Below are 20313 nucleotides of genomic sequence, written 5' to 3' on the forward strand. Positions count from 1 at the left end.
CCTTACCTCGCCCGTGCCGGGTACACCAGCACCGCCGACAACAGGATCGCCAGCAGGGCACCCGGCCCCACCGTGACCCCGACGGCATTGAGCACCGGCACGCTGGACAGCGCCAGCGCACCGAAACCGATCACGGTGGTCAGGGCGGCCACGACCATGGACAACAGGATTTCCGCGTCCAGCGGTTCGCCAGCGGCCGCACGGTCGAAGAACAGCGCGTAGTTGGAGCCCACCGCCACGATCAGCAGCATGCCGACCAGGTGCAGCAGGTGCAGGCGCTCGCCGATCAGGTGCAGCCCCGCGATCACGATCGCCACCGTCAGCACCAGCGTGAGCAGCACCCGCGCCAGCCGCCGCGCGGAGCGCAGGCTGAACGCCAGCAGGCCCACGATGGCCACGAAACCGGCCAGCGACAGGCTCACCGCCTCGCTCAGGTAACCCTGGTAGAGCGTGTCGAATTCGGACTTCATGTCCACGAACACGGCCCCGCTGCCCGCCAGCGCGGCACGCACCTGCTCCACCGGCAGCTCGCCGTCCTGCGCCTCGCTCGACGGGCGCAGCGGCAGCATCGCGTTCCAGCCGTCCGGCCCCTGCGAGAGCAGGGAGTCGACCGCCAGCGCGAGGTCCGTGCCGTCCAGGTCCTTGCGCTGCAGAACGCCGCCGCGCCGCGCCGCCTCGACGTCTTCGATGAAGCCCCCGAGCTTGCCCGCGGACAGCGGTGAATCGCTCAACGCCTGCGACACCCGCGTCTGCAGCTCGCTGGCCGAAGGCAGGCTGGCCAGCCGCGCGGTCTGGCGCTGCACGCTGGGCAGAAAACGCGCCGGGCTGTCGTAGCCGCCGATGCGGCCATCGGCCACCAGCCGGTCGAGCTGCTCGCCGGCGCGCTCGGCGGCCTGCAAGGCGCTTTCCTGATCGGGCGCGGTCACGGTGACCATGTAGCGCGCGTCGGGCGCGCCCAGGTCGGAGCGCAAGCGTCCGTCGTTGGCCGCGTCCACTTGGTTGACGGTGGACAGCGCCGACAGGTTGGAATCCCAGAGCCCGTCGCGTTCGACGAACAGAAAAACGCAGGCCGCCAGGGCCAGCAGCGCCACCGGCAGACGCAGCCGGTGCGCCCGGCCCAGCGCCGCGAAAAGCCCATTCACGAAACGCCCCGGCACCGGCACGCGCACATGTTCACCCGCCAGCGTGGGCAGGACAAAGCGGGTGACCAACGCGGCGGTGACCACGCCGGACAGGGCGTACAGCCCCAGCTGCGCCAGGCCCGGGAAGCCCGAGAACAGCAGCGCGCCGAAACCGAGCGCTGAGGTCAACACACCGAGCCGGATCGTGGGCCAGAACACCTCGCGCCAGCTCTTGAGCCCCTGGCGGCCGGACTGCACGAAAAAGTAGATGGCGTAGTCCACCGCTTCGCCGATCAGGGCCGAGCCAAAACCCACGGTGATGCCGAAGACCGTGCCGTGCACCAAACTCACCACCACCACCCCGGCCAGCGCGCCGCTGGCCATCGGCAGCAGGCTCAGCGCGAGCAGGCGCCCCGAGCGGTACACCGCCAGCAGCACAACGATGATGCCCAGGCTGCTCAACAGGAACAGGCGCGACACCTCGGCCTTGATGGTCGCGCGCGACTTCACGGCGAACTGGCCCGGTCCGGACAGGCTCAGCGTCAGCCCGCTCGCGCCGGCCTCCCCGGCGACGCGGGCGAAGGTGTCTTTCACCTGGGCGATGGCCGCTTCCTGGCCATCGGTGTCGGAGCCCAGCGCCCGCGTCTGCAGCAGCAGCATGGCGCGCTCACCGTCGCGCGAAGCCCAGACCCCGGCCCGGGTCTCGGGCTGGTCACCGGGGTTGAGCTGGTCCAGCACGGCCAGCAGCTCGCCCGTGGGGTCGCGCGTCAGATAGGGTTTGAACAGCATGCCCACGGGCGAGGCGAGCGTGTCGATGGCGTTGCCCACGGCGGCCCGCAGACCCTCGACCGTGAAGCGCTCCGGCGTCACCGCCGGGCTCAGCTGGTAGCGGTAGCGCACCAGGAAGTCGCGCTCGGCCCCCAGGCCTTCGATTTCACCGTTCTGGACCGAGACAAACCCGGGCTGGCCCGCAAGCTGGCTGCGCAGTGCGCGCGACACCTTGGCCCGCGCCGCGGCGTCGCCCCCTTCGATGGCCACCATCAACAGGCGGGACACCGTGCCGTCCTTGAGCTGGCCGACCAGCACCTTCTGCTCGGCGCTCGGCTTGGAGGGCAGGAAAAACGACATGTCGGCCGAGAAATGGCTGTTCCAGACCACCGCAGCCCCAGCGGCCATGGCCAGCAGCCACAGACCAAAAACACGCAGCGCAGAACTCATTGCGCTTCGATCGGTTCAATCGTGAGTTCGGAGCGGTCGCCATCGGTCTGCAGGTACTCGATCTTGCGCACCTGGCTCTGGGTCCCGCTGACGGTGATGCGTTGGAGCAAGGCGGCGATGCCCTGTTCGCTGGGCACCAGCACCAGCACCCACTGGCGGCTGTCGCCCGAGAGCTGCAGCGCGTAGTTCTGCTCCAGCGAGCGCCGGTTGCCCGAGAGCGTGCTGCGGATGCTGTCGACAAAAGCCAGCGCTTCGGGCCGGCTGGCCAGGTTGATCGTCATGCGGCGCTTGTCGCGCTCCAGGATGAGCCGGCCCCCGTCGAGCACCATGGTTTCGGGCTTGGGCAACAAGGTGTGCTTTTCCAGCCGGTCGGGCGGGGTGTAGCTCATCTCGCCCGAGGCCAGCAGGGGCTTGTCCAACAGCGCCACGAAACGCTTTTCAACGAAGCGCACCCGCCCGCCCTTGTTCTGGGCCAGCTCGGCCATCAGCTGCTGCACGTCGTAGGCGGCGTGTGCCAGCCCCGTCAGGCCCAGCAGTGCCACACCGAAAAACCACCGTTTGATCATTTTTTCTGCCAGAAATCGAAGAAGTTGAACCAGTTGTAAGGGGCCTGCCGGCAGAACCGCGTGAGCAGATCGGCGTAGCGCCGCACCGCTTGCTCAATGGCTGGATCACGTTCGCCGCGCGAAGTTTCGGAGAAATCGGCCAGAGGTTCCAGATGGATCTGGTAGCGATTGCCCCCCAGGTACAGCCCGGTCATGAAAAACACCGGTCGGCGCAACATCGCCGCCATGCGCCAGGGGCCCAGTGGAAACGCGGCCGGCTCGCCGAGAAAGGGCACCTCCAGCTGGGCATCGCCCCCGAGCGAGCGGTCCGCCAGTATGCCCACCAGATAACCGTCGTCCAGTCTGTCGCGGACTTCCAGCAGGGATTCAGGGCGACCCAGGCGGATGATATCTTGCACCGCCTTGGGGTTGATCGCGGCCAGCGCGGCATTGATCTTGCGCGCGTTTTCCTCGTACATCAGCATGGCCACGTGCAGCCCGGTGTGGCTGCGCCCCACCGAGCGCAACACCTCGAAGCTGCCCAGGTGCGCACCGACCAGCAGGGCGCCTTTCTGCTGGAGCAGGGCCTGGTCCAGGTGGTGAGCGCCAGACACCTCGATGTCGAACGCGTCGAAGCGGTCGTTGAGCAGGTACACCCGGTCGTGGATGGTGCTGGCGAAGCTGAAGACGTGGCGGTAGCCGTCGCGCCAGCGCGCGGGCCGCCCGAGCGCGCGCGCCAGGTAGGCCTGGCTGGCCCGGCGCGCCTGGGGTGAAAAGAGGGAGAAATAGAGCGCGATGCCGTGCAGCACCAGGCGGCCCAGGCCGCGGCCGAAGGTCAGTGAAATCCAGACCATCAGCTTGAGGATGGCGGTGTTGCTGCGCTCCTGCTGACGCATCCACCCGGGTCGGACGCGGGCGGTCATTGGGGGGGCGGCACCAGGCTGCCGGAAGCGACAGAACGGCCCTCGCAGCTCACCCGAAAGGCGATGGAGCCGCGCGCCGACACCTCCAGCGCGAAATGCAGTTCTTCCCCCGGTCCGCAGGGGCTGAGGAACTTGGCCTGGTCCACCCGCCATCCCTCGACAGGCCCGCCCTGCAGGCCCTGGGCCAACAGGATCGCGTGGTCGAGCAACACGACACCCGGGACGATGGGGCGCGCCGGAAAATGCCCGGCAAAGGCGGGGTGGTCCGTCGGGACGCGCCAGACGGACTCAGCGCTGCCCATCGGACACCCGGCTCTGGTAGAGCGCCTGCAGGCCGCTGCGCGGCAGTTTGCCGGTGCTGTTGCGCGGCAGACCGTCCACCAGCACCAGCGGCCGCGGCATGAAGATGGCGTCGATGCGCTGGCGCAGCGCGGCCACCAGATCGGCACGCGCCAGCCCCGGTGCCACCACGAAGGCGGTCAGGCGGGTCACGCCGTCGCGGGCGTCTTCGTCCGGCAGGAAGAAGGCACCGTCCTGCACCCCCTCGATCGCGCACAACTGGTGGTTGAGGTAGGCCAGCGAGGTGCGCTTGCCCGCGATGTTGACCAGGTCCGCATGGCGCCCATGCAGCAGGAAACGGCCATCCGGCAACAGCTCGATGATGTCGGACAAGGGCACGCGCCCTTCCACATGGCCGGCCAGGGCGAAGGTGGTGTCGCCCTCCTGCGCCAGCGCCACGCCGGGCAGCAGCTGCCAGGCCGCGCCGTCGGTGGTGCGCCGGCTCGCGAGCTGGGACGACTCCGTGGAGCCGTAGATTTCGTGCACCGGCGCGCCGCTCTGGCGTTCCGCCTGCGCGGCCAGCTCGGTGCTCAGCGGCGCGGTGGCCGAGAGCCACTTGTCCACCGCCGGCAAGGCCAGGCCCGAGGACAGCAGCGCCGAGAGGTGGTAAGGCGTGGTCACCAGCATGCGGGGGCCGGGCACGGCCTGCAGCGCCCCGACCACGTCCTGCGGGTAAAACGGCTTGCCACTCCAGAAACAGCAGCCCCCGTGCAGCGCCAGCAAAAAGGTGGACTCGAATCCGTAGCTGTGCTGCACCGGCACCGTGCCGATGAGCACATGCGGGGTCCGCTCCAGGCCCAGACCGCGCGCCTCGGCGCGGCCGTTCAACACCAGCTTGCCCCAGGTCTTGGCCTGGGGTTGCGGCAGTCCGGTGGACCCCGAGGTGAACAGGATGGCCACCACCCGGTCGGCGGCGATCATGGGCATGCGGTCCACTGCGGGCCGCTCCAGCGCCGACAGATCGGGGAAGTCCAGCCTCGGCAGATCGAGCCCGGGCGCCTCGAAGGCCCCGTCCGTCACACAGAAAACCCCGGGGTAGTCCCGCATGATCTGGCGCAGCGTCTCAACCGACTGCGACGAGGGCTGCAGGCTGGTTTTGCCGGTCAGCAAGCAGGCCGCGAACACCACGGCGAACCGGTACCGGTCTTCGCACAGGTTGAGCACACCGGTGCCGTCGGGCAGGCCGGCGGCCACGGCGCTGGCGTCCGACAGGAAGTCGCGGACCGTCACCGCGCCTTCGGGCCGCCAGGCCAGGATGTCGTCCAGCGCCCGGCCGCTGACCAGGGGGTATTCGCTCATGAACGGGAAGCCGGTTCGCTGCTGGCGGCCTGGCCGGTGCGCTGGCGGTAGGCGCGCACCACGCTGACGATGCTGGGCCGCTCATGCACGGGCAGCATGCGCTTTCTGACCAGGTGCTCGCCCAGGAACATCAGCGCGATCAGGGGGCCGGTGAGCAGGTTCGCATGGATCGACCAGATCTCCAGCGGCGCCCACAGGAACAGCCCGGTCGAAACCAGCGCGTTGGCGAAGAAATACACCGCCCAGGCCGCGGTCACCTGCCGGGTGTAGCGGACCTTGCGCTCGGAAATCCCGTTGCCGAAAATGTGACGGGCCATGCCCGTGATCAGGGCATCGCCCGGGCCCCACAGCGTCTTGCCGAACAACACCCCCAGCGCCAGATGGCTGCCCAGGTGCTGCAGGTAGTACAGCCCGGGAACGTTGTCCCGCAGCTGGGGCCAGGCCCAGACCACCGCGGCCAGCGCCACCACCAGGCCGCCAACCAGCACGGCCAGGCTGCGCGCCTGCCACAGCAGCGCGCCCAGGGCCACGAACAAGGGCAACACCGCCACCCCCGCGTTGAAGCCGGCACTGCCCACCCCCGCGCTGCCGAGGTGCGCCGCGATCGCCCAGGCGACGAACAGCGCGCCCGTCGCGACGATGCGCCACACCTGGACCGGGGTCTGGTTCATTTGGTGCGCTGGCTGGCGATGTGCGTGCACAGGGCCCGCAAGGACGAAAAGATCTGGTCGTTGTTCTCGTTGTCCGAGCGCAACTGGAAACCAAAGCGCTTGGAGATGACCAAGGCGATCTCCAGCATGTCGATCGAGTCCAGACCCAGGCCGTCGCCGTAGAGCGGGTCGTCGGGCAGGACCTCATCGGGTCGAACGTCCAGGTTCAGGGCCTCGACGATCAGGCCCGCGACCTCGCTCATGAGGTCGTCGAAGGAAGCGGAAACAGGGGTATCAGACATGGCAACTCTTCACAGAACGTGTTCCGGTACGGCACGAAACGCCAGCACGGCGTTGCTGCCCCCGAAGGCAAATGAATTGGAGATGGCGGCCTTGAGCCGCACACCGCGGCGCCCCTCCAGCACATGGTCCACCCCTTCGCAGGCCGTATCAAGCCGGCCTCTCAGGTGGGCGGTGGGAGGAATGGCCTGCTCGCGCAGGGCGAGCACGGTGGTGACGGCCTCGATGGCGCCGGCGGCGCCCAGCAGATGACCGTGCATGGATTTGGTGGCACTCACCGGCAACGCAGCGGCCTGTTCGGCGAACACCGCCTTGAGCGCGCCGATTTCCACAGGATCGCCTTCGAGCGTGGCCGTGCCGTGGGCGTTGATGTAGCCGATGTCGGTCGTCTCCAGCCGGGCGTCGGCCAGCGCCGCGCGCAGCGCGCGCACCTGGCCACGGGCGTCGGGCCGAACCAGGTGGCTGTGGTCACAACTGTTGCCATACCCGACGATCTCGCCCTGGATCTGCGCTCCGCGCGCCACCGCGTGGTCCCAGTCTTCCAGCACCAGGGCCGCGCCACCCTCCCCCAGCACCAGGCCACGCCGGTCCTGCGCGAACGGGCGGCAGGCAAACGCGGCGGTGTCGCCATTCCCTGGGGCCATGACGCGCATGGCCTCCCAGGCGCGCGCCACGCCATAGGCCTGGGACACATCGGAACCACCGGCCAGCATGACCGTGGCTTCCCCCGAGCGCACGCGCCGGAACGCCTCGCCGATCGCGATGGTGGACGACGCGCAGGCCGCGGTGTGGCTGGTGCTGACACCGCCCAGCCCCAGCTGAATGGAAATGTGCGCATTGACCGCGTTGTTCATGCCCAGCACCACGGCCAGCGGCGACAGGCGCTCGCGGCCCTTGATCCACATGTCGCGGTAACCCTTTTCGTAGGCCAGGATGCCGCCCAGTGCCGTGCCCCAGATACAGCCCCAGTTGTCGCGCGCACCCTCTTCCAGGGCCTCGCGCGCGAGCCCCGCGTGGTCCCAGGCGGCAAACGCCGCGGCCACGCCGAGTTGCGAGAACCGCTCCATCATCAGGGCCAGGGGCTTGCCCAGCGCCTTTTCCGCGTCAAAACCCGGACAGCCGACAAACGGAATGGACAGGGGACGCGGAACGTCGTCGGTCACCAGATGGCGGACCGCGGACTCACCGGCCAGCAGCCGCTGGAAAAAATCGTCGAGCCCGCCGCCGTAGGGACTGACAATGCCAAGGCCCGTGATGGCCACGCGCCGGGCACTCATGAGGCCGAGGCTTTGGAGGCGAGCAGCGTGTCGATCAGGGCCGTCATGTCGCCGACCGTGTTGGGCATCTGCAGGTCGGAGGGGATCGAGATCGCGAACCGATCCTCGGCCTCGAACATCAGTTCGGCCAGCATCAGCGAGTCCAGGCCCAGATCGACCAGCCGTGCGCCGGGAACGATGCTTTCAGGCGCGGTGCCCAAGCGGTCCTGGAGGAATTTTTGTATCAGTTCAGTCGAGTCCATTGCATATACGTCATGCGAGGCACTGCCGCCCCTGTCCCTGGCAACGCTGCGGCCCGCTGTCGCTCAGCCCGTCTTGCAGCGGTCTTTCCGGTGTGCAGCACACCAGGAAGCCGAGCGCGTTTATCCTTGAGCGATTGTACATCCCGGAAATATTCCACCGCCCGGGACAGTTATGATGCATTTCCAATGCTCCATGATCAAACAATGGATCGTGAGCACCTTTGTATTCAATGGGCAAAGCCCATTTGACCTGAAATTGAATGAAACCGAACAATGGAATTAAGCTGGCACCGTGAGTTTGCAAAGCGCCTGATCATTCTCTGGCCCCTCAAGTCATTGGGAACCACGGCATTCATGACGCTGTTTTTCTGGGCCTATTTCACGATTCTCAACAACCCCACACAAACACCGGTGGTCGTGCCGGCCATCTGGCTGGACCACTGGATCGGTTTCGTCCCGGCCGCTTTCCCGATCTACGCCTCGCTCTGGGTCTATGTATCGCTGCCGCCCGCCTTGATGAAAGACCTGCGCACCCTGCTGCTTTTTGGCCTGTGGATCAGCTTGCTGTGCCTGTTCTGCCTGGCCATATTCTGGGCTTTCCCGACCCGCACGCCCGATTTCGGCATTGACTGGAACGATTACCCCGGATTGGCCATGATCAAGGGTATTGATGCCTCCGGAAATGCCTGTCCATCATTGCATGTGGCCTCGGCGGTATTTTCGGCATTCTGGCTCGACCGGATATTCCGGGAAATGAATGCACCCCGGCTATTGCGCTGGATCAGCGCCGTGCATTGCATTGCCATCATCTGGTCGACCATTGCAACTTTGCAACACGTCGCCATCGATGCGCTCAGTGGCGCGGTCGTGGGTCTGGTCTTTGCCGCCGCATCGCTGTATCCGGGTCGCAAACGCCAGGGCTTGACCCTGGCGTGATCGCGGATCTTCAGTCCCGCAACAGATGCAGCACCTCGGAGCGGAACTCCCGGCTGTAGAGGATCGCCACCACCGCCAGCGTGCCCAGCACCATGGCCAGCGGTGAAACGAACCAGGCCAGCGCCGCGAACGAGAAGTAATAGGCGCGCAAGCCATCGTTGAAAGTTTCGGCGGCAGCGCCGACCATGGCGGCCGCCCGGTCGGCGTACTGCTGGCGGTCGAACTTGCCCGACTCGAAATCCGCTGGCGGCGGCATGGACCCGATGATCAGCGCCACGAAGGTGTACTGCCGCATGCACCAGGAAAAGCGGAAGAAGGCGTAGACGAAGATCGCCACCAGCACCAGGATCTTGAACTCGAACACCACCAGCGACGTGGTCTGGGCAAACGGGATTTCGCTCATCAGCTCGGTGGCCTTGTCGGTGGTGCCGAGCAGGGCAAACAGGCCCCCGATGACCAGGATGGAGGTGGACGAGAAAAACGAGGGTGTGTGCGAGAGCGTTTGTGTGATGAGGCCGTCGAGCATGCGCGGATCGCGCGCGGTGGCCTGCAGCATCCAGTAGGCACGGTAGCGGTTGGTGGTGACCAGCAGGGACGCGCGGCTGCGGCCCCGGACGCGGGCGAACCACGCATAACCGACCCACAGGGCAAAAAACCCGACCAGCGCCAGCCAGTCGGCCCAGGGAATGATGCTGAGAACCTTCATGCGCCGATGGTACGACGGCTCCGGTTGCCTCAGGCCTTCACGAACCTGGCTGCGGTGGCCGCCACGCGCTGGCCAAACAGGCGCGCGGTCTCCAGGTCACCGGGCAGCATCTCGTTGGCGCTCGCGTCGGAGGGGCTTTGTGCGATCGCGCCGCTGTACGACACCAGGTAATTCACGTCGTTGCGCTGGGCGGCCTTGGTGTTGCTGGGCATGAGGCCCTGGCTCACCCAGATCATGCCGTGCTGCATGGCCAGGGTGAACAGGTAGTGCAGCGTGGACAGCTTGTCGCCGTTCATGCCCGCGCTGTTGGTGAAACCGGCCGCGATCTTGTCTTTCCATTGCTGGGAAAACCAGGGCTTGCTGGAGGCGTCGGCGAATTTCTTGAACTGCCAGCTCACGCTGCCCATGTAGGTGGGCGAACCCATGATGATCGCATCGGCCGCGGCCAGCGTTTCCCAGCCGCCCTCGGGCAGATTGCCGTCGGCGTCGATCGCGATGAGTTCGGCGTTGGCGCCTTCGGCCACCGCTTGCGCCATGCGCTGGGTGTGGCCATAGCCCGAGTGGTAAACCACGACAACTTTGGACATCTGAAGCCTCCTGAAGGAATGCGCGGCATGTTGAGCATGCCGCGCGGGTTGGAGAAAACTGCGAAACGGTGACGGCTCCCGGCCTTTCAGCCCTTGCGGCGGGCGTCCAGGCTGAACGCACCGGCACCGAAGGCCACGAAGGCGAGCAAGCCGCCGGTGATGGCGACGTTCTTGAAGAACATCAGCTGCTGCATCATCTGCTGCTCGGCCGGCAGGGACCAGTAAGCGTGGAAGAAGAAGCTCGCCACCAGCGTGAACACCGCCAGGGCCAGGGCCGCCCATCGGGTGCCCAGTCCGATCAGCAGCGCCAGGCCGCCCAGCAACTCGATCACCAGTGCGGCGGCCACGCCCACCGTCGGCATTGGCATGCCCATGGAGGCGGCGTACCCCACGGTGCCGGTGAAGCCGGCGATCTTGCCGAAGCCGGCCGGCACAAACAACACGGCCAGCAGGATGCGGCCGATCAGGGCCAGGGGGTTTTGCAGGGATGACAGCATGGAAGCACTCCTCAGGTAAAAAGTTGAAAAAGAACGGGACGGGATGTCAGGACGCGAGATCGAACACCAGCACCTCGGCGTCTTCGCCATGGGCCAGCGAGAGAAGGCTGTCGCCAGCCAGCACCGCGGCGTCGCCGCCCTGCAGACGCTGGCCGTTCACCTCCAGTGCGCCGCGCACCAGGTGCACATAGGCTTTGCGCGCGGGATTGAGCGAAAGTTCCGCCGCCTCGTCGCCATCGAACAAGCCGGCGTACATGGCCGCGTCGGCGTGGATGGTGACGGAGCCCTGGGCGCCATCGCCGGAGGCCACCAGGCGCAGTTGGCCACGCTTTTCCTCATCCGCAAAACGCTTCTGCTCGTAGCCGGGCTCGATGCCCGTCACGTTTGGCTCGATCCAGATCTGCAGGAAATGCGTGGTGCGGTTGGGCGCGTGGTTGAACTCGCTGTGCATCACGCCGCGGCCCGCGCTCATGCGCTGCACCTCACCCGGCGGGATGGCCTTGACGTTGCCCTTGCTGTCTTTGTGGGCCAGGCTGCCTTCGAGCACGTAGCTGATGATTTCCATGTCGCGGTGGCCGTGCGTGCCGAAGCCGGTGCCCGGGGCGATGCGGTCTTCGTTGATCACGCGCAGGTTGCCCCAGCCCATCCAGGCCGGGTCGTAGTAGCCCGCGAACGAAAACGAGTGGTGGCTCTTGAGCCAGCCGTGATCGGCCTGACCACGTTCCTGCGAGCGTCGAATCTGCATCATGGTGTCGTCCTTTCATCTGGGTGAACCAGCGGCCACCTCGAGGTGGTGGGCTGGCATGGATGGATTGTGGGCGCTCGACCCCCCGTGCGGTTTGCATGGTTTTGATGGCATCATTCAAACCAATTGAACCATTGACCCCCAAAAAGCCATGGCCAGCCCGACCCCGCGTTCCGCCCTTTCGCCCGAGAACCTGGGCCTGCTCGAAGCCGTGGCGCGGCTGGGCAGCATGGCCGCGGCCGCGCGCGAACTCGGCATGGTGCCCAGCGCCCTCACCTACCGCGTGCGCCAGATCGAGGACGCGCTGGACGTGTTGTTGTTCGACCGCAGCGCGCGGCGTGCCCAGCTCACCCCCGCCGGGGCCGAACTGCTGCGCGCCGGCCAGTACCTGCTCGATGAGCTCGACGCGGTGGCCCAGCGGGTCAAGCGTGTGGCCACCGGCTGGGAACCACAGCTCACCATCGCCGCCGACGCCATCATTTCCCACGCCACGCAGTTCGAACTGTGCGAGGCCTTCTACGCCACCGGCGCGCCCACGCGGCTGAAGCTGCGCGCCGAAACGCTCTCGGGCACCATGGAAGCCCTGCAAAGCGGCCAGGCCGATCTGGCACTGGGGGTGTTTGCCGAAATCTCGCTGCCCGAGATCCAGACCGCGCCACTGGGCCCGTTGCGCTTCGTCTACGCCGTGGCGCCGCACCACCCGCTGGCCGCCGTGGAGCACCCGCTGTGTGACGACGACCTGCGCCACCACCGCGCGGTGGCCGTGGCCGACAGCACCGTGCGCGGCGCGGGCCAGACCTACAACCTGCTGCCCGGCCAGGAGGTGCTCACCGTGCCGACCATGCGGCACAAGCTGGAGGCGCAGCTGCGCGGCATGGGCTGCGGCTTCCTGCCCCAGCCGCTGGCGCAGCCCTACATCACCGCCGGGCTGCTGGTGGTCAAGGCCATGGCGCAACGGCCCCTCCACACGATCCGCCTGGCCTACGCCTGGCGCCGCCCGCGTTCAGCGGCCGATACCGGCCAGGCCCTGCGCTGGTGGCTGGACCAGTTGCAGCACCCGACCACCCGCGCCGCCCTGCTGGAAAACCACCACCTCACTTGATCCAGACGGGGCAGCCGGCAGCGGCAGGACTGATAAAGTCAGGCATCCCATCCAACCACCGCACACGAGCCATGAACAACAACAAGACCAGACGCTCCAAAGCCTCCTCCACCGCTGCGGCCGCACCCGCGCCCAAGGCACCCCGCCACATCGCCGTGGTGGGCGCGGGCATGGCGGGCGTGGCCTGCGCGCGCACCCTGCTGCAAGCCGGGCACCGCGTCACGCTGTTCGAAAAGAGCCGCAACCTGGGCGGGCGCATGGCCACGCGGCGCACCGAGTTCGGTGGTTTTGACCACGGCACCCAATATTTCACGGTGCGCGACAAGCGCTTCGCCACCGCCTTGCTCCCGGCACAGGACGTGGTGCGCCCCTGGAGCGCCAACACCGTGCGCGTGCTCGACGCGTTTGGCCACGTGCTGGCCAGCGCCCCGCCGCCCACCGAGCCCCATTTCGTGGCGGCGCCCGGCATGAGCGCCCTGGTCGAGCACTGGGCGCAACCCCTGGTGCACCCCGAACTGCACGGCAACCTCACCGCCCGCACCTTCACCGGAACCCGCGTCACCCACATTGAACGCGATGTGCTGAACCCCGAGCAGTGGCAACTGCGCGCCGAAGACAGCGACGGCGGTCAGAACGTGCTCGGCGGCTTTGACCAGATCGTGCTGGCCATGCCGCACCCGCAGGCCCACGACCTGCTGCTGGTCTCGGGCCACGCCCCCACCCTGCGCCAGAGCCTGGCCGGTGTGCAGGTGGCGCCCTGCTGGACGCTGATGGTGGCCTACCCCAACGCCATGCAGCCCGGCCTGCCCCACCTCGGCCCCCAGTGGAACGCCGCGCGCAGCACCCACCACCGCATCAGCTGGCTTGCCCGCGAGAGCAGCAAGCCGCGGCGCGAGCCCATCGAACGCTGGACCATCCAGGCCAGCCCCACCTGGTCGTCCAAGCACCTGGAAGACGACGAAGAGCGCGTCAAGGCCAAGCTGCTCAAGGGCTTTGCCGAGATCACCGGCATCCGCGCCACCCCGACCCACGCCGAGGCGCACCGCTGGCGCTTCGCGCAAACCCAGGTGCCGCTGGGCAAGCCCTACGCCTACGACAAGGCGCTGGGCATCGGCCTGTGCGGCGACTGGTGCCTGGGCCACCGGGTGGAAGACGCATTCGTCTCCGGACTGGAACTCGCGCTCGCAATGATTTGACCCCCCTGCGCCGCTGCGCGGCTTCCCCCCGGGGGGACCAAACCAGCGGTCCGGCGAAGCCAGTCCCGCGGTGTGTGCTGGCACAGACACGCGCTCCGAGCACATGGCTTTGTCGGTTGCTTCGTCCTACCGCGGGCGCTTCGCGCCCTCCCCCACCGGCCCGCTGCATGCGGGCTCGCTCGTCGCGGCGCTGGCCAGTTGGCTCGATGCCCGCGCCCATGGCGGCGTGTGGATCGTGCGCATCGAGGACGTGGACACCCCGCGCTGCGTGCCCGGCGCCGACCGGTTCATCCTGCAACAGCTCGCCGCCTGTGGTCTGGTGAGCGACAAACCCGTGGTGTGGCAGTCGCAGCGCGGTGCGCTCTACCATCAGGCGCTGGACGCGCTCATCGCCAGCGGCCGGGCCTACCCCTGCGGCTGTTCGCGCAAAGACATCGAAGCCGCCCTGCGGGCCCGGGGACGGGTCCGCGAGCGCCACCACGCCGCGGTCTACCCCGGCACCTGCCGCCCCGAACACGGCGGCCTGCAGGGCAAGACGGCGCGCGCCTGGCGCTTCTGGCTGGACGCCAGCGCCGGCGACGTGGCCTGGACCGACCGCCGCCTGGGCCCCCAGACGCAGAACGTCGCCGCCGACGTGGGCGACTTCATCCTGAAACGCGCCGACGGCCTCTGGGCCTACCAGCTCGCCGTGGTGGTGGACGACGCCGCGCAGGGCATCACCCAGGTGGTGCGCGGTGAAGACCTCTGCGACAACACCGCGCGCCAGATCCTGCTGCAGCGCGCGCTGGGTCTGCCCACGCCGGGCTACCTGCACACGCCCCTGGTGCTGGGCACCAACGGTGAAAAACTCAGCAAACAGAACGGTGCCCAGGCCCTGGATCTGAACGATCCGGTGGCGGCGCTGAACCGGGCGGCCGCGCACCTGGGCCTGCCCGGTTCGGGCGGCAGCGTGGGCCAGGCGCTGGCGTCCTGGGTCGGGGCATGGACGGTCGGCGCTGGCTCCGCAGGCGCGTGAAGACAAAGGGCTCAGCGGAGCACAACGCCTTGAGCATGGCCATTTTGTGATCCGCAACGCATCTTGGAAAAATAGTGTGAACAGGCCCTAAACTGGCCCGAAGTGCGCGGCCAGCGGGGCCGTCACACCCCGTGTGCGACTGGAGCCCCTGAATGAGCAAGACCCCCACCACAGCCACGGACCCGATCCTGGCCACCAAAGACGTCTCGACCGTCACGGCCTCGGGCGAGCGCAAGCAGCGCCTGATCGCCGACGTGGTGGTGCGCCCCGCCATCACCCACGAGGACGAACGGGGAGAGATCGTGGAGATGATGAGCCGGGCCTGGGGCTTCCACCCGGCCCCCTTGCACCATGTGTACGCGTCCATGATCCGCCCCGGCAAGGTCAAGGGCTGGGTCTATCACAAGATCCAGTCCGACCGCATGTTTTCCCTCTCCGGGTTCGTCAAATACGTGCTGTGGGACACGCGCCCCGACTCGCCCACCCACGGCCTGATCAACGAGATCTACCTGACCGAACGCAACCGCGGCCTGCTGCTGATCCCGCCGTACGTGGTGCACGCCGTGCAGAACATCGGCCTGGTCGATGCGGTTTTCGTCAACATGCCGACCGAACCCTACAACCACGAGAACCCCGACAAATACCGCGTGGCGCCGGAGAGCGTGCCCTACAGCTTCGACAAAGGACACGGCTGGTGAACCTGGCGCCGGCGCCCACCTTCAGCGTCATCGTCGCCACCTACAACTGGAGCGCGGCGCTGCGCCTGGCGCTGGCTTCGGTGCTGGAGCAGACCGAGCGCGACTTCGAGCTGCTGGTGATCGGCGACCACTGCAGCGACGACAGCGAAGCGGTGGTGCGGTCCTTGGGCGACAGCCGTCTGGTCTGGGTCAACCTCGAACACAACTGCGGCAGCCAATGGGGCCCCAACAACACCGGCCTGGCCATGGCCCGGGGCCGCTACATCGCCTACCTCGGCCACGACGACCTCTGGGCGCCGGGCCATCTGCGGGCGGCCCGCGACACCTTCGAGCGCACCGGGGCCGACGTGGTGGCGGCCGCCTGCCTGCTCTACGGCCCCCCAAGCTCGGGTCTGCGCGCCGTGACCGGTTTCTTTCCGAACGATCGCTTCACACCCCGGCATTTTTTCCCGCCCTCGTCCCTGCTGCACACGCGGCAGATCGCGCGGGATGTCGGCGGCTGGGTGGGGCCCGACGAGGCGCGGGTCGCGGTGGACTACGAGTTCATCGTGCGCTGCCACGAAGCCGGCGCCGTCTTCGCCATGACGGGCCAGCTCTCCGTGTTCAAGTTCAACGCGGCCTGGCGCAGGAACGCCTACCGGCGCCGCGACGTCGGTGAACAAAGTGCCTGCCTCGCGGCACTGCGCGAGGACAGCCAGGCCCATCTGCGGCGGGAACTGACCACCGCCCTGCGCGCGGCCAGCGAAGACCGGCTGCTGCGGGTCGAGACCCCCATGAGCACCAGCGACAAGGCCAGCGCGGGCGCGGTCCTGAACCAGACCTTCAAGGGCTCGCACCACTGGGGCGACGCCAGCCACTGCCGGCCGGTCGATCGGCCGGTCCGGTTTCCGTGCGTCAACGAGAACGCCGGCTACGAGTGGCATTCGCTCGAACAGGACGGCAACGGTTCGGCCTTTCGCTGGAGCGGCCCCGCGTGCCACTCGGCACGGGTGCTGCCCGTGCGCGTCGACCGGCCATTGAAGCTCACGCTCCAGGTGATCCACGAGATCCAGGCCGGCCTGCTGGCCGCGTCGCGCCTGAGCGTGAACGGCCGCACGGTGGAGGCCGACCACCGGCCCGCCGAAGCGGGTGGTTTTCTCTGGACCGCGCACATCGCCCCGGACCAACTGCCCGACGGGGAACGGGCTCCCCTGCTGCTCACCCTCTCGGTGCCCGCCACCCACCGCCCGATCGATCTGGACATGAACAACGACCGGCGCTGGCTCGGCCTGGCCATCGGCTGGATCGAGGTCGAACCCGCCTGACGGTGGCGATCCACGCCACCCCGCCACCTACAATCTGGCACCCTGTTTCCGCCGTGCCATGACATCCTCCCCCCCGACCTCTCCCGCCGAACCCGGCAACGACGCGCCCGCCCAGCCCGAGCACCCCAAGCCCGAGGGCATGCCCTACATGCGCGTCATCAAGAGCTATGTGCTGCGCGCCGGACGCACCGGCCCGGGCCAGGCCCGCGCCTACGAGCAGTTCGGCCCACGCTTCCTGCTCCACTACGACGCCAGCCAGACACTGAACGTGAACGCGGCGTTTGGCCGCCAGGCGCCGCTGATCATGGAGATCGGCTTCGGCATGGGCGGCGCCACGGCCCACATCGCCAGCGTGCGCCCGGGCGACAACTTCCTCTGCTGCGAAGTGCACGAACCCGGCGTGGGCGCGCTGCTCAAGCTCGTGGGCGAACAAGGGCTGGAGAACATCCGCATCTTCCGCCACGACGCGGTCGAGGTGCTCGACCACATGCTGCCCGAGGCCAGTCTGGACGGCGTGCACATCTTCTTCCCCGACCCCTGGCACAAGACCCGGCACCACAAGCGCCGCCTGATCCAGACCCCGTTCGTGAACCGGCTGGCGCGGCACCTCAAACCGGGCGGTTACCTGCACCTGGCGACCGACTGGGAACCCTATGCCCAGCAGATGCTGGAGGTGCTGAGCGCCGAGCCGCTGCTGAAGAACACCGCTGCGCCGGGCAGCGACGGCTATGTGCCCAAGCCGGACTACCGGCCCCTCACCAAGTTCGAGAACCGCGGCCTCAAGCTCGGCCACGGCGTGTGGGATCTGGTGTTCCAACGCATGTAGGATGAACCACCCCTGCCGCGCTTCGCGCGACCCCCTCAAGGGGGCTGAGGGCCGCGGCTCCGAGCCTGCCTGCGCAGGCTTGGACGGCCCGAAGAAGCCTCGCCTCTGGCGAGGCTGCGGCCTGCAAGGCGCACTGGCCGTCCGGCAAAGCCGGCCCGGCGGTGCCCTGGGCTGCACCGCTTCATGCGTCGCGAGCCACGCTCCGGCGTGGTGAACTGAGAAGAAACGGCACGCCACCCCGCGCGAGCCGCCAGCGTGCCCGGCCTCACTCGTCTTCGGGTTCGTCCGGGTCCAGCGCCGCATCGGCGCCAGCGCCGATGATCTTGCCGCCGATGCGCGCCGTGCCGACTGCCGCGTCCACCGCCAGGCCGGCCACACCCACCACCGCCGACGCAGCCACGTCAACCACAGCGACCACGGCACAGCCCCCCAGCAGCAGGGTCGACAGGCCCAGCGCGACCGCCAGGCGCAGCAGGCGCGCGCGCGGTGTGCACTCGCGTACGGCGTGATCCGGGCGCGGTGGGGCAGCGTGGTACATGGTCAAAGCGGATTCCTGTGAACGGGGCCCATGCGCCAGAGCGGCGCCGGCAACCCCCGAAGGCGCAGAGAATAACCGCATTTGCTTGTCCCCTTTCAACCCCGTGGCCCGTCCGTCGAAGAACCCCTTGATCCCCATGCGCGATGGCGTCTCGCCCAGTTGCGTGGCGCTGCCGGCGCTCAAGGCCGGTGATGCGCGCTGGCCCGGCGTGATCGACTTTCTGGCCGAGCGCCTGCCCGCGGTGGACCGCGGCGCCTGGGCCGAGCGGCTGGCCAACGGCGAGGTGCTGGACGACAGCGGCCGGCCCCTGGCGCCCGAAGCGCCCTACCGGGGCGGCACCCGCCTGTATTACTACCGCGCCCTGCCCGGCGAGCCGGCTGTGCCGTTCGAAGAAGGCCTGGTGTTCCAGGACGCCCATCTGGTGGTGGCCGACAAACCGCACTTTCTGCCCGTGACGCCGGGTGGGCGCTATGTGCAGCAGAGCCTGCTGGTACGGCTCAAGCGCCGGCTGGGCCTGGAAGACCTGAGCCCGATCCACCGCATCGACCGCGAAACCGCCGGGCTGGTGGCCTTCGCGGTGCGGCCACAGGACCGCGCGGCCTACCAGGCGCTGTTTCGCGAGCGCGCGGTGCACAAGGTCTACGAAGCCATCGCGCCCTGCCGCGACGACCTGGCCTTCCCGCTGGTGCGCCGCAGCCGCATCGTGGAAGAAGACGGCGCGTTTTTCCGGATGTGCGAGGCCGAGGGCGAGGCCAACAGCGAAACGCGCATCACGCTGCGCGAGCGCCGTGGCGACTGGGCGCGCTATGCGCTGGAGCCGGTGACGGGCAAGCGCCACCAGCTGCGGGTGCACATGAACGCGCTGGGTCGGCCCATCGCGGGGGACCAGTTCTACCCGAGCGTGCTGCGCGGGCCGAATGAAGCCGAAGATTTCGCCGAACCGCTGCGCCTGCTGGCGCAGACCCTGGCCTTCAACGATCCGGTGACCGGCGAACACCGCCACTTCCAAAGCCAGCGGGCGCTGGACTGGCCCGAATAGGCCGGTCCAACACCCGCGGGTGGTTGCCGGGAGCGATCAGGCCTGGATTTCGCGCGCCGAGATCTGGTACTTGAAATCGTCGGGCGCGTAGGAGTCGAGCCGCTCGCCACCGGTTTCTGCCGCCGGGTACATGAAGAAGCCCAGCTCCGGCCCCTGGGCACCCGGCAGCGTGAGGTCGTGCGCCATGTTCCAGCCCATCCAGTTGCCTTCCCAGCTACCGAACAGGGCCTTGTTCACCGGCGACACCAGCGGGTGTTGCGCGGTCTTGATCCACTCGGGTGCCTCGTGGCGCATCACCTTGGTCACGTCGGCCGGGTCCATGGCCACCCAGCCCAGACCGGTCAGGAACACCTCGGCGCGGCAGTGCTGCGCACCCTTGAGGCTGGCCGAGCCGGCGCCCAGCTGCTTGTAACCAAAGGCCGACGGGGCCAGACGCACGCCGTAGACGTCGCGCGCCGGCACACCCGCGGCGCGGCACAGCCCCACGAACAAGGCGTTGAGATCGGCGCATTTGCCGCCCAGGTTGCCGGTCTCCAGCAGGGCCTTGATGTCGCCCGGGCCGCAGCCGCGGGTGGTGGGCTCGCGGTAGGTGTTGGTGACCACCCAGTCGTAGATGGCCTGGGCCTTCTGCACGTCGGTGCGGGTGCCGCGGATGGCTTTTTGCGCCGTTTCGCGCACGATGCCATCGGTGGGCAGCAGCTTGGTCGGCTGGGTCCAGAAGCGCAGCGTGGCCGGGTCTTCGGTCACGCCTTTCTGCACCCAGTCGATCCCGCGGTTGCGGGTCTGCACGCGGCTGGTGATCTCGACGAAGGGCGCTTTTTCGCCGGCCGCGAATTCCACGTGCAGCATGCGGGCGCCGTAGCGGCCGTCTTCCACCAGCCGGCCCTGGCCGTTGGTGCTGAAGTCGTGCGTCAGGCCGCGCTGCCAGTCGCTCTCGATGGAGGGCACCGGCAGCCAGGCCTGGGTCTGCCCTTCGGCATCGAGGATGTCCACGCGGGTCGTCACATCGAAGGTGCGCCAGCCGCTCGGCTGGGGGTTGAACGCCGGCTGGGCGGCGGCCTGCGCGAACGCGCCAGCGCTGTGAAACAAGGGCACGCTGGCGGCCACGGACGAAGCGGCGCAGCGCAGGAAATGGCGGCGATCGGGGGTCATGAAAGGAGCTCCGGAATGATCAAAAGGCCGAGTCGCACACACAGGGTGCCACGCAGAG

General features: G+C 68.2%; 23 protein-coding genes. 8 read left to right on the forward strand and 15 right to left on the reverse strand.

What is annotated here, in order from left to right; genetic code table 11:
* Window positions 1-2: 2 nt before the first annotated feature.
* Genes KIH07_RS19530 through KIH07_RS19570 form a run of 9 tightly spaced genes read right to left on the reverse strand, consistent with a single transcriptional unit; the run spans window position 3 to window position 7914 of the window.
* The gene (locus KIH07_RS19530) at window positions 3-2339 is read right to left on the reverse strand and encodes an MMPL family transporter (RefSeq protein WP_226493544.1); all 2337 of its coding nucleotides are present in this window, start codon (window positions 2337-2339) and stop codon (window positions 3-5) included.
* Window positions 2336-2905 (reverse strand): LolA family protein, encoded by a 570-nt coding sequence (locus KIH07_RS19535; RefSeq protein ID WP_226493545.1) that lies wholly within the window; start codon window positions 2903-2905, stop codon window positions 2336-2338. Before KIH07_RS19535 ends, KIH07_RS19530 begins: the two co-directional genes overlap by 4 nt.
* Entirely contained in the window at window positions 2902-3807 is a 906-nt protein-coding gene (locus KIH07_RS19540) for an acyl-CoA synthetase (protein WP_226493546.1), read from the reverse strand. Before KIH07_RS19540 ends, KIH07_RS19535 begins: the two co-directional genes overlap by 4 nt.
* Window positions 3804-4109 (reverse strand): 3-hydroxyacyl-ACP dehydratase FabZ family protein, encoded by a 306-nt coding sequence (locus tag KIH07_RS19545; protein ID WP_226493547.1) that lies wholly within the window; start codon window positions 4107-4109, stop codon window positions 3804-3806. The genes KIH07_RS19540 and KIH07_RS19545 overlap by 4 nt, the downstream gene beginning before the upstream one ends.
* Entirely contained in the window at window positions 4096-5445 is a 1350-nt protein-coding gene (locus KIH07_RS19550) for an AMP-binding protein (RefSeq protein ID WP_226493548.1), read from the reverse strand. The genes KIH07_RS19545 and KIH07_RS19550 overlap by 14 nt, the downstream gene beginning before the upstream one ends.
* A complete protein-coding gene (locus KIH07_RS19555; RefSeq protein ID WP_226493549.1) occupies window positions 5442-6116 on the reverse strand; it encodes a hypothetical protein in 675 nt (224 codons plus the stop codon). Before KIH07_RS19555 ends, KIH07_RS19550 begins: the two co-directional genes overlap by 4 nt.
* The gene (locus KIH07_RS19560; RefSeq protein ID WP_226493550.1) at window positions 6113-6397 is read right to left on the reverse strand and encodes a phosphopantetheine-binding protein; all 285 of its coding nucleotides are present in this window, start codon (window positions 6395-6397) and stop codon (window positions 6113-6115) included. The genes KIH07_RS19555 and KIH07_RS19560 overlap by 4 nt, the downstream gene beginning before the upstream one ends.
* 9 nt (window positions 6398-6406) lie before the next feature.
* Window positions 6407-7672, reverse strand: coding sequence for a beta-ketoacyl-[acyl-carrier-protein] synthase family protein (locus KIH07_RS19565; RefSeq protein WP_226493551.1), 1266 nt, complete (start codon window positions 7670-7672; stop codon window positions 6407-6409).
* Entirely contained in the window at window positions 7669-7914 is a 246-nt protein-coding gene (locus KIH07_RS19570) for an acyl carrier protein (RefSeq protein WP_226493552.1), read from the reverse strand. The genes KIH07_RS19565 and KIH07_RS19570 overlap by 4 nt, the downstream gene beginning before the upstream one ends.
* A gap of 354 nt (window positions 7915-8268) precedes the next feature.
* Here KIH07_RS19570 and KIH07_RS19575 point away from each other — a divergent pair, with 354 nt between their 5' ends.
* Window positions 8269-8850: a phosphatase PAP2 family protein gene (locus tag KIH07_RS19575; RefSeq protein ID WP_226493553.1), complete on the forward strand. Its 582-nt coding sequence runs from the start codon at window positions 8269-8271 to the stop codon at window positions 8848-8850.
* 10 nt (window positions 8851-8860) lie between these two features.
* On the opposite strand, the gene KIH07_RS19580 is transcribed toward KIH07_RS19575, so the two are convergent.
* The 4 genes from KIH07_RS19580 to KIH07_RS19595 form a co-directional block, all read right to left on the reverse strand.
* Window positions 8861-9556: a DUF599 domain-containing protein gene (locus KIH07_RS19580; RefSeq protein WP_226493554.1), complete on the reverse strand. Its 696-nt coding sequence runs from the start codon at window positions 9554-9556 to the stop codon at window positions 8861-8863.
* Between the two features lie 29 nt (window positions 9557-9585).
* Entirely contained in the window at window positions 9586-10143 is a 558-nt protein-coding gene (locus KIH07_RS19585; protein ID WP_226493555.1) for a flavodoxin family protein, read from the reverse strand.
* Between the two features lie 86 nt (window positions 10144-10229).
* Window positions 10230-10640, reverse strand: coding sequence for a DoxX family protein (locus KIH07_RS19590; RefSeq protein WP_226493556.1), 411 nt, complete (start codon window positions 10638-10640; stop codon window positions 10230-10232).
* Between the two features lie 46 nt (window positions 10641-10686).
* A complete protein-coding gene (locus tag KIH07_RS19595; protein ID WP_226493557.1) occupies window positions 10687-11388 on the reverse strand; it encodes a pirin family protein in 702 nt (233 codons plus the stop codon).
* A gap of 148 nt (window positions 11389-11536) precedes the next feature.
* Here KIH07_RS19595 and KIH07_RS19600 point away from each other — a divergent pair, with 148 nt between their 5' ends.
* The 6 genes from KIH07_RS19600 (at window position 11537) to trmB (ending at window position 17526) form a co-directional block, all read left to right on the forward strand.
* Window positions 11537-12487: a LysR family transcriptional regulator gene (locus KIH07_RS19600; protein WP_226493558.1), complete on the forward strand. Its 951-nt coding sequence runs from the start codon at window positions 11537-11539 to the stop codon at window positions 12485-12487.
* Window positions 12488-12558: 71 nt separating this feature from the next.
* Window positions 12559-13683: an NAD(P)/FAD-dependent oxidoreductase gene (locus KIH07_RS19605; protein ID WP_226493559.1), complete on the forward strand. Its 1125-nt coding sequence runs from the start codon at window positions 12559-12561 to the stop codon at window positions 13681-13683.
* Window positions 13684-13786: 103 nt separating this feature from the next.
* Window positions 13787-14698, forward strand: coding sequence for a tRNA glutamyl-Q(34) synthetase GluQRS (gene gluQRS / locus KIH07_RS19610; RefSeq protein ID WP_226493560.1), 912 nt, complete (start codon window positions 13787-13789; stop codon window positions 14696-14698).
* Between the two features lie 152 nt (window positions 14699-14850).
* Window positions 14851-15396 carry a dTDP-4-dehydrorhamnose 3,5-epimerase family protein gene (locus KIH07_RS19615; protein ID WP_226493561.1) on the forward strand — a complete coding sequence of 182 codons (546 nt, stop codon included), beginning with the start codon at window positions 14851-14853 and terminating at the stop codon, window positions 15394-15396.
* Window positions 15393-16700 (forward strand): glycosyltransferase family 2 protein, encoded by a 1308-nt coding sequence (locus tag KIH07_RS19620; RefSeq protein WP_226493562.1) that lies wholly within the window; start codon window positions 15393-15395, stop codon window positions 16698-16700. Before KIH07_RS19615 ends, KIH07_RS19620 begins: the two co-directional genes overlap by 4 nt.
* A gap of 58 nt (window positions 16701-16758) precedes the next feature.
* Entirely contained in the window at window positions 16759-17526 is a 768-nt protein-coding gene (trmB, locus tag KIH07_RS19625) for a tRNA (guanosine(46)-N7)-methyltransferase TrmB (RefSeq protein ID WP_226493563.1), read from the forward strand.
* A 265-nt stretch (window positions 17527-17791) separates the two neighbouring features.
* Here the strand turns inward: trmB and KIH07_RS19630 are convergent, their stop codons facing one another.
* Window positions 17792-18064 carry a hypothetical protein gene (locus KIH07_RS19630; RefSeq protein WP_226493564.1) on the reverse strand — a complete coding sequence of 91 codons (273 nt, stop codon included), beginning with the start codon at window positions 18062-18064 and terminating at the stop codon, window positions 17792-17794.
* A 136-nt stretch (window positions 18065-18200) separates the two neighbouring features.
* On the opposite strand from KIH07_RS19630, the gene KIH07_RS19635 reads away from it, so the two are divergent.
* On the forward strand, window positions 18201-19103 hold the full coding sequence (locus tag KIH07_RS19635) for a pseudouridine synthase (protein WP_226494766.1): 903 nt from the start codon (window positions 18201-18203) through the stop codon (window positions 19101-19103).
* A gap of 36 nt (window positions 19104-19139) precedes the next feature.
* Here the strand turns inward: KIH07_RS19635 and KIH07_RS19640 are convergent, their stop codons facing one another.
* A complete protein-coding gene (locus KIH07_RS19640; RefSeq protein WP_226493565.1) occupies window positions 19140-20255 on the reverse strand; it encodes a transglutaminase-like domain-containing protein in 1116 nt (371 codons plus the stop codon).
* Window positions 20256-20313 lie beyond the last annotated feature (58 nt).

It is taken from the genome of Hydrogenophaga taeniospiralis (assembly GCF_020510445.1).
Classification (GTDB): Bacteria; Pseudomonadota; Gammaproteobacteria; order Burkholderiales; family Burkholderiaceae_C; genus Hydrogenophaga.

What these genes read in the sequence shown, in the direction of transcription:
- KIH07_RS19555 (WP_226493549.1), bottom strand. Translation starts at nt 6,116, where the DNA reads ATGAACCAGACCCCGGTCCAGGTGTGGCGCATCGTCGCGACGGGCGCG.
- KIH07_RS19550 (WP_226493548.1), bottom strand. Translation starts at nt 5,445, where the DNA reads ATGAGCGAATACCCCCTGGTCAGCGGCCGGGCGCTGGACGACATCCTG.
- trmB (WP_226493563.1), top strand. Translation starts at nt 16,759, where the DNA reads ATGACATCCTCCCCCCCGACCTCTCCCGCCGAACCCGGCAACGACGCG.
- KIH07_RS19640 (WP_226493565.1), bottom strand. Translation starts at nt 20,255, where the DNA reads ATGACCCCCGATCGCCGCCATTTCCTGCGCTGCGCCGCTTCGTCCGTG.
- KIH07_RS19580 (WP_226493554.1), bottom strand. Translation starts at nt 9,556, where the DNA reads ATGAAGGTTCTCAGCATCATTCCCTGGGCCGACTGGCTGGCGCTGGTC.
- KIH07_RS19535 (WP_226493545.1), bottom strand. Translation starts at nt 2,905, where the DNA reads ATGATCAAACGGTGGTTTTTCGGTGTGGCACTGCTGGGCCTGACGGGG.
- KIH07_RS19585 (WP_226493555.1), bottom strand. Translation starts at nt 10,143, where the DNA reads ATGTCCAAAGTTGTCGTGGTTTACCACTCGGGCTATGGCCACACCCAG.
- KIH07_RS19630 (WP_226493564.1), bottom strand. Translation starts at nt 18,064, where the DNA reads ATGTACCACGCTGCCCCACCGCGCCCGGATCACGCCGTACGCGAGTGC.
- gluQRS (WP_226493560.1), top strand. Translation starts at nt 13,787, where the DNA reads ATGGCTTTGTCGGTTGCTTCGTCCTACCGCGGGCGCTTCGCGCCCTCC.
- KIH07_RS19635 (WP_226494766.1), top strand. Translation starts at nt 18,201, where the DNA reads ATGCGCGATGGCGTCTCGCCCAGTTGCGTGGCGCTGCCGGCGCTCAAG.
- KIH07_RS19575 (WP_226493553.1), top strand. Translation starts at nt 8,269, where the DNA reads ATGACGCTGTTTTTCTGGGCCTATTTCACGATTCTCAACAACCCCACA.
- KIH07_RS19530 (WP_226493544.1), bottom strand. Translation starts at nt 2,339, where the DNA reads ATGAGTTCTGCGCTGCGTGTTTTTGGTCTGTGGCTGCTGGCCATGGCC.
- KIH07_RS19590 (WP_226493556.1), bottom strand. Translation starts at nt 10,640, where the DNA reads ATGCTGTCATCCCTGCAAAACCCCCTGGCCCTGATCGGCCGCATCCTG.
- KIH07_RS19605 (WP_226493559.1), top strand. Translation starts at nt 12,559, where the DNA reads ATGAACAACAACAAGACCAGACGCTCCAAAGCCTCCTCCACCGCTGCG.
- KIH07_RS19540 (WP_226493546.1), bottom strand. Translation starts at nt 3,807, where the DNA reads ATGACCGCCCGCGTCCGACCCGGGTGGATGCGTCAGCAGGAGCGCAGC.
- KIH07_RS19600 (WP_226493558.1), top strand. Translation starts at nt 11,537, where the DNA reads ATGGCCAGCCCGACCCCGCGTTCCGCCCTTTCGCCCGAGAACCTGGGC.
- KIH07_RS19560 (WP_226493550.1), bottom strand. Translation starts at nt 6,397, where the DNA reads ATGTCTGATACCCCTGTTTCCGCTTCCTTCGACGACCTCATGAGCGAG.
- KIH07_RS19615 (WP_226493561.1), top strand. Translation starts at nt 14,851, where the DNA reads ATGAGCAAGACCCCCACCACAGCCACGGACCCGATCCTGGCCACCAAA.
- KIH07_RS19570 (WP_226493552.1), bottom strand. Translation starts at nt 7,914, where the DNA reads ATGGACTCGACTGAACTGATACAAAAATTCCTCCAGGACCGCTTGGGC.
- KIH07_RS19595 (WP_226493557.1), bottom strand. Translation starts at nt 11,388, where the DNA reads ATGATGCAGATTCGACGCTCGCAGGAACGTGGTCAGGCCGATCACGGC.
- KIH07_RS19565 (WP_226493551.1), bottom strand. Translation starts at nt 7,672, where the DNA reads ATGAGTGCCCGGCGCGTGGCCATCACGGGCCTTGGCATTGTCAGTCCC.
- KIH07_RS19545 (WP_226493547.1), bottom strand. Translation starts at nt 4,109, where the DNA reads ATGGGCAGCGCTGAGTCCGTCTGGCGCGTCCCGACGGACCACCCCGCC.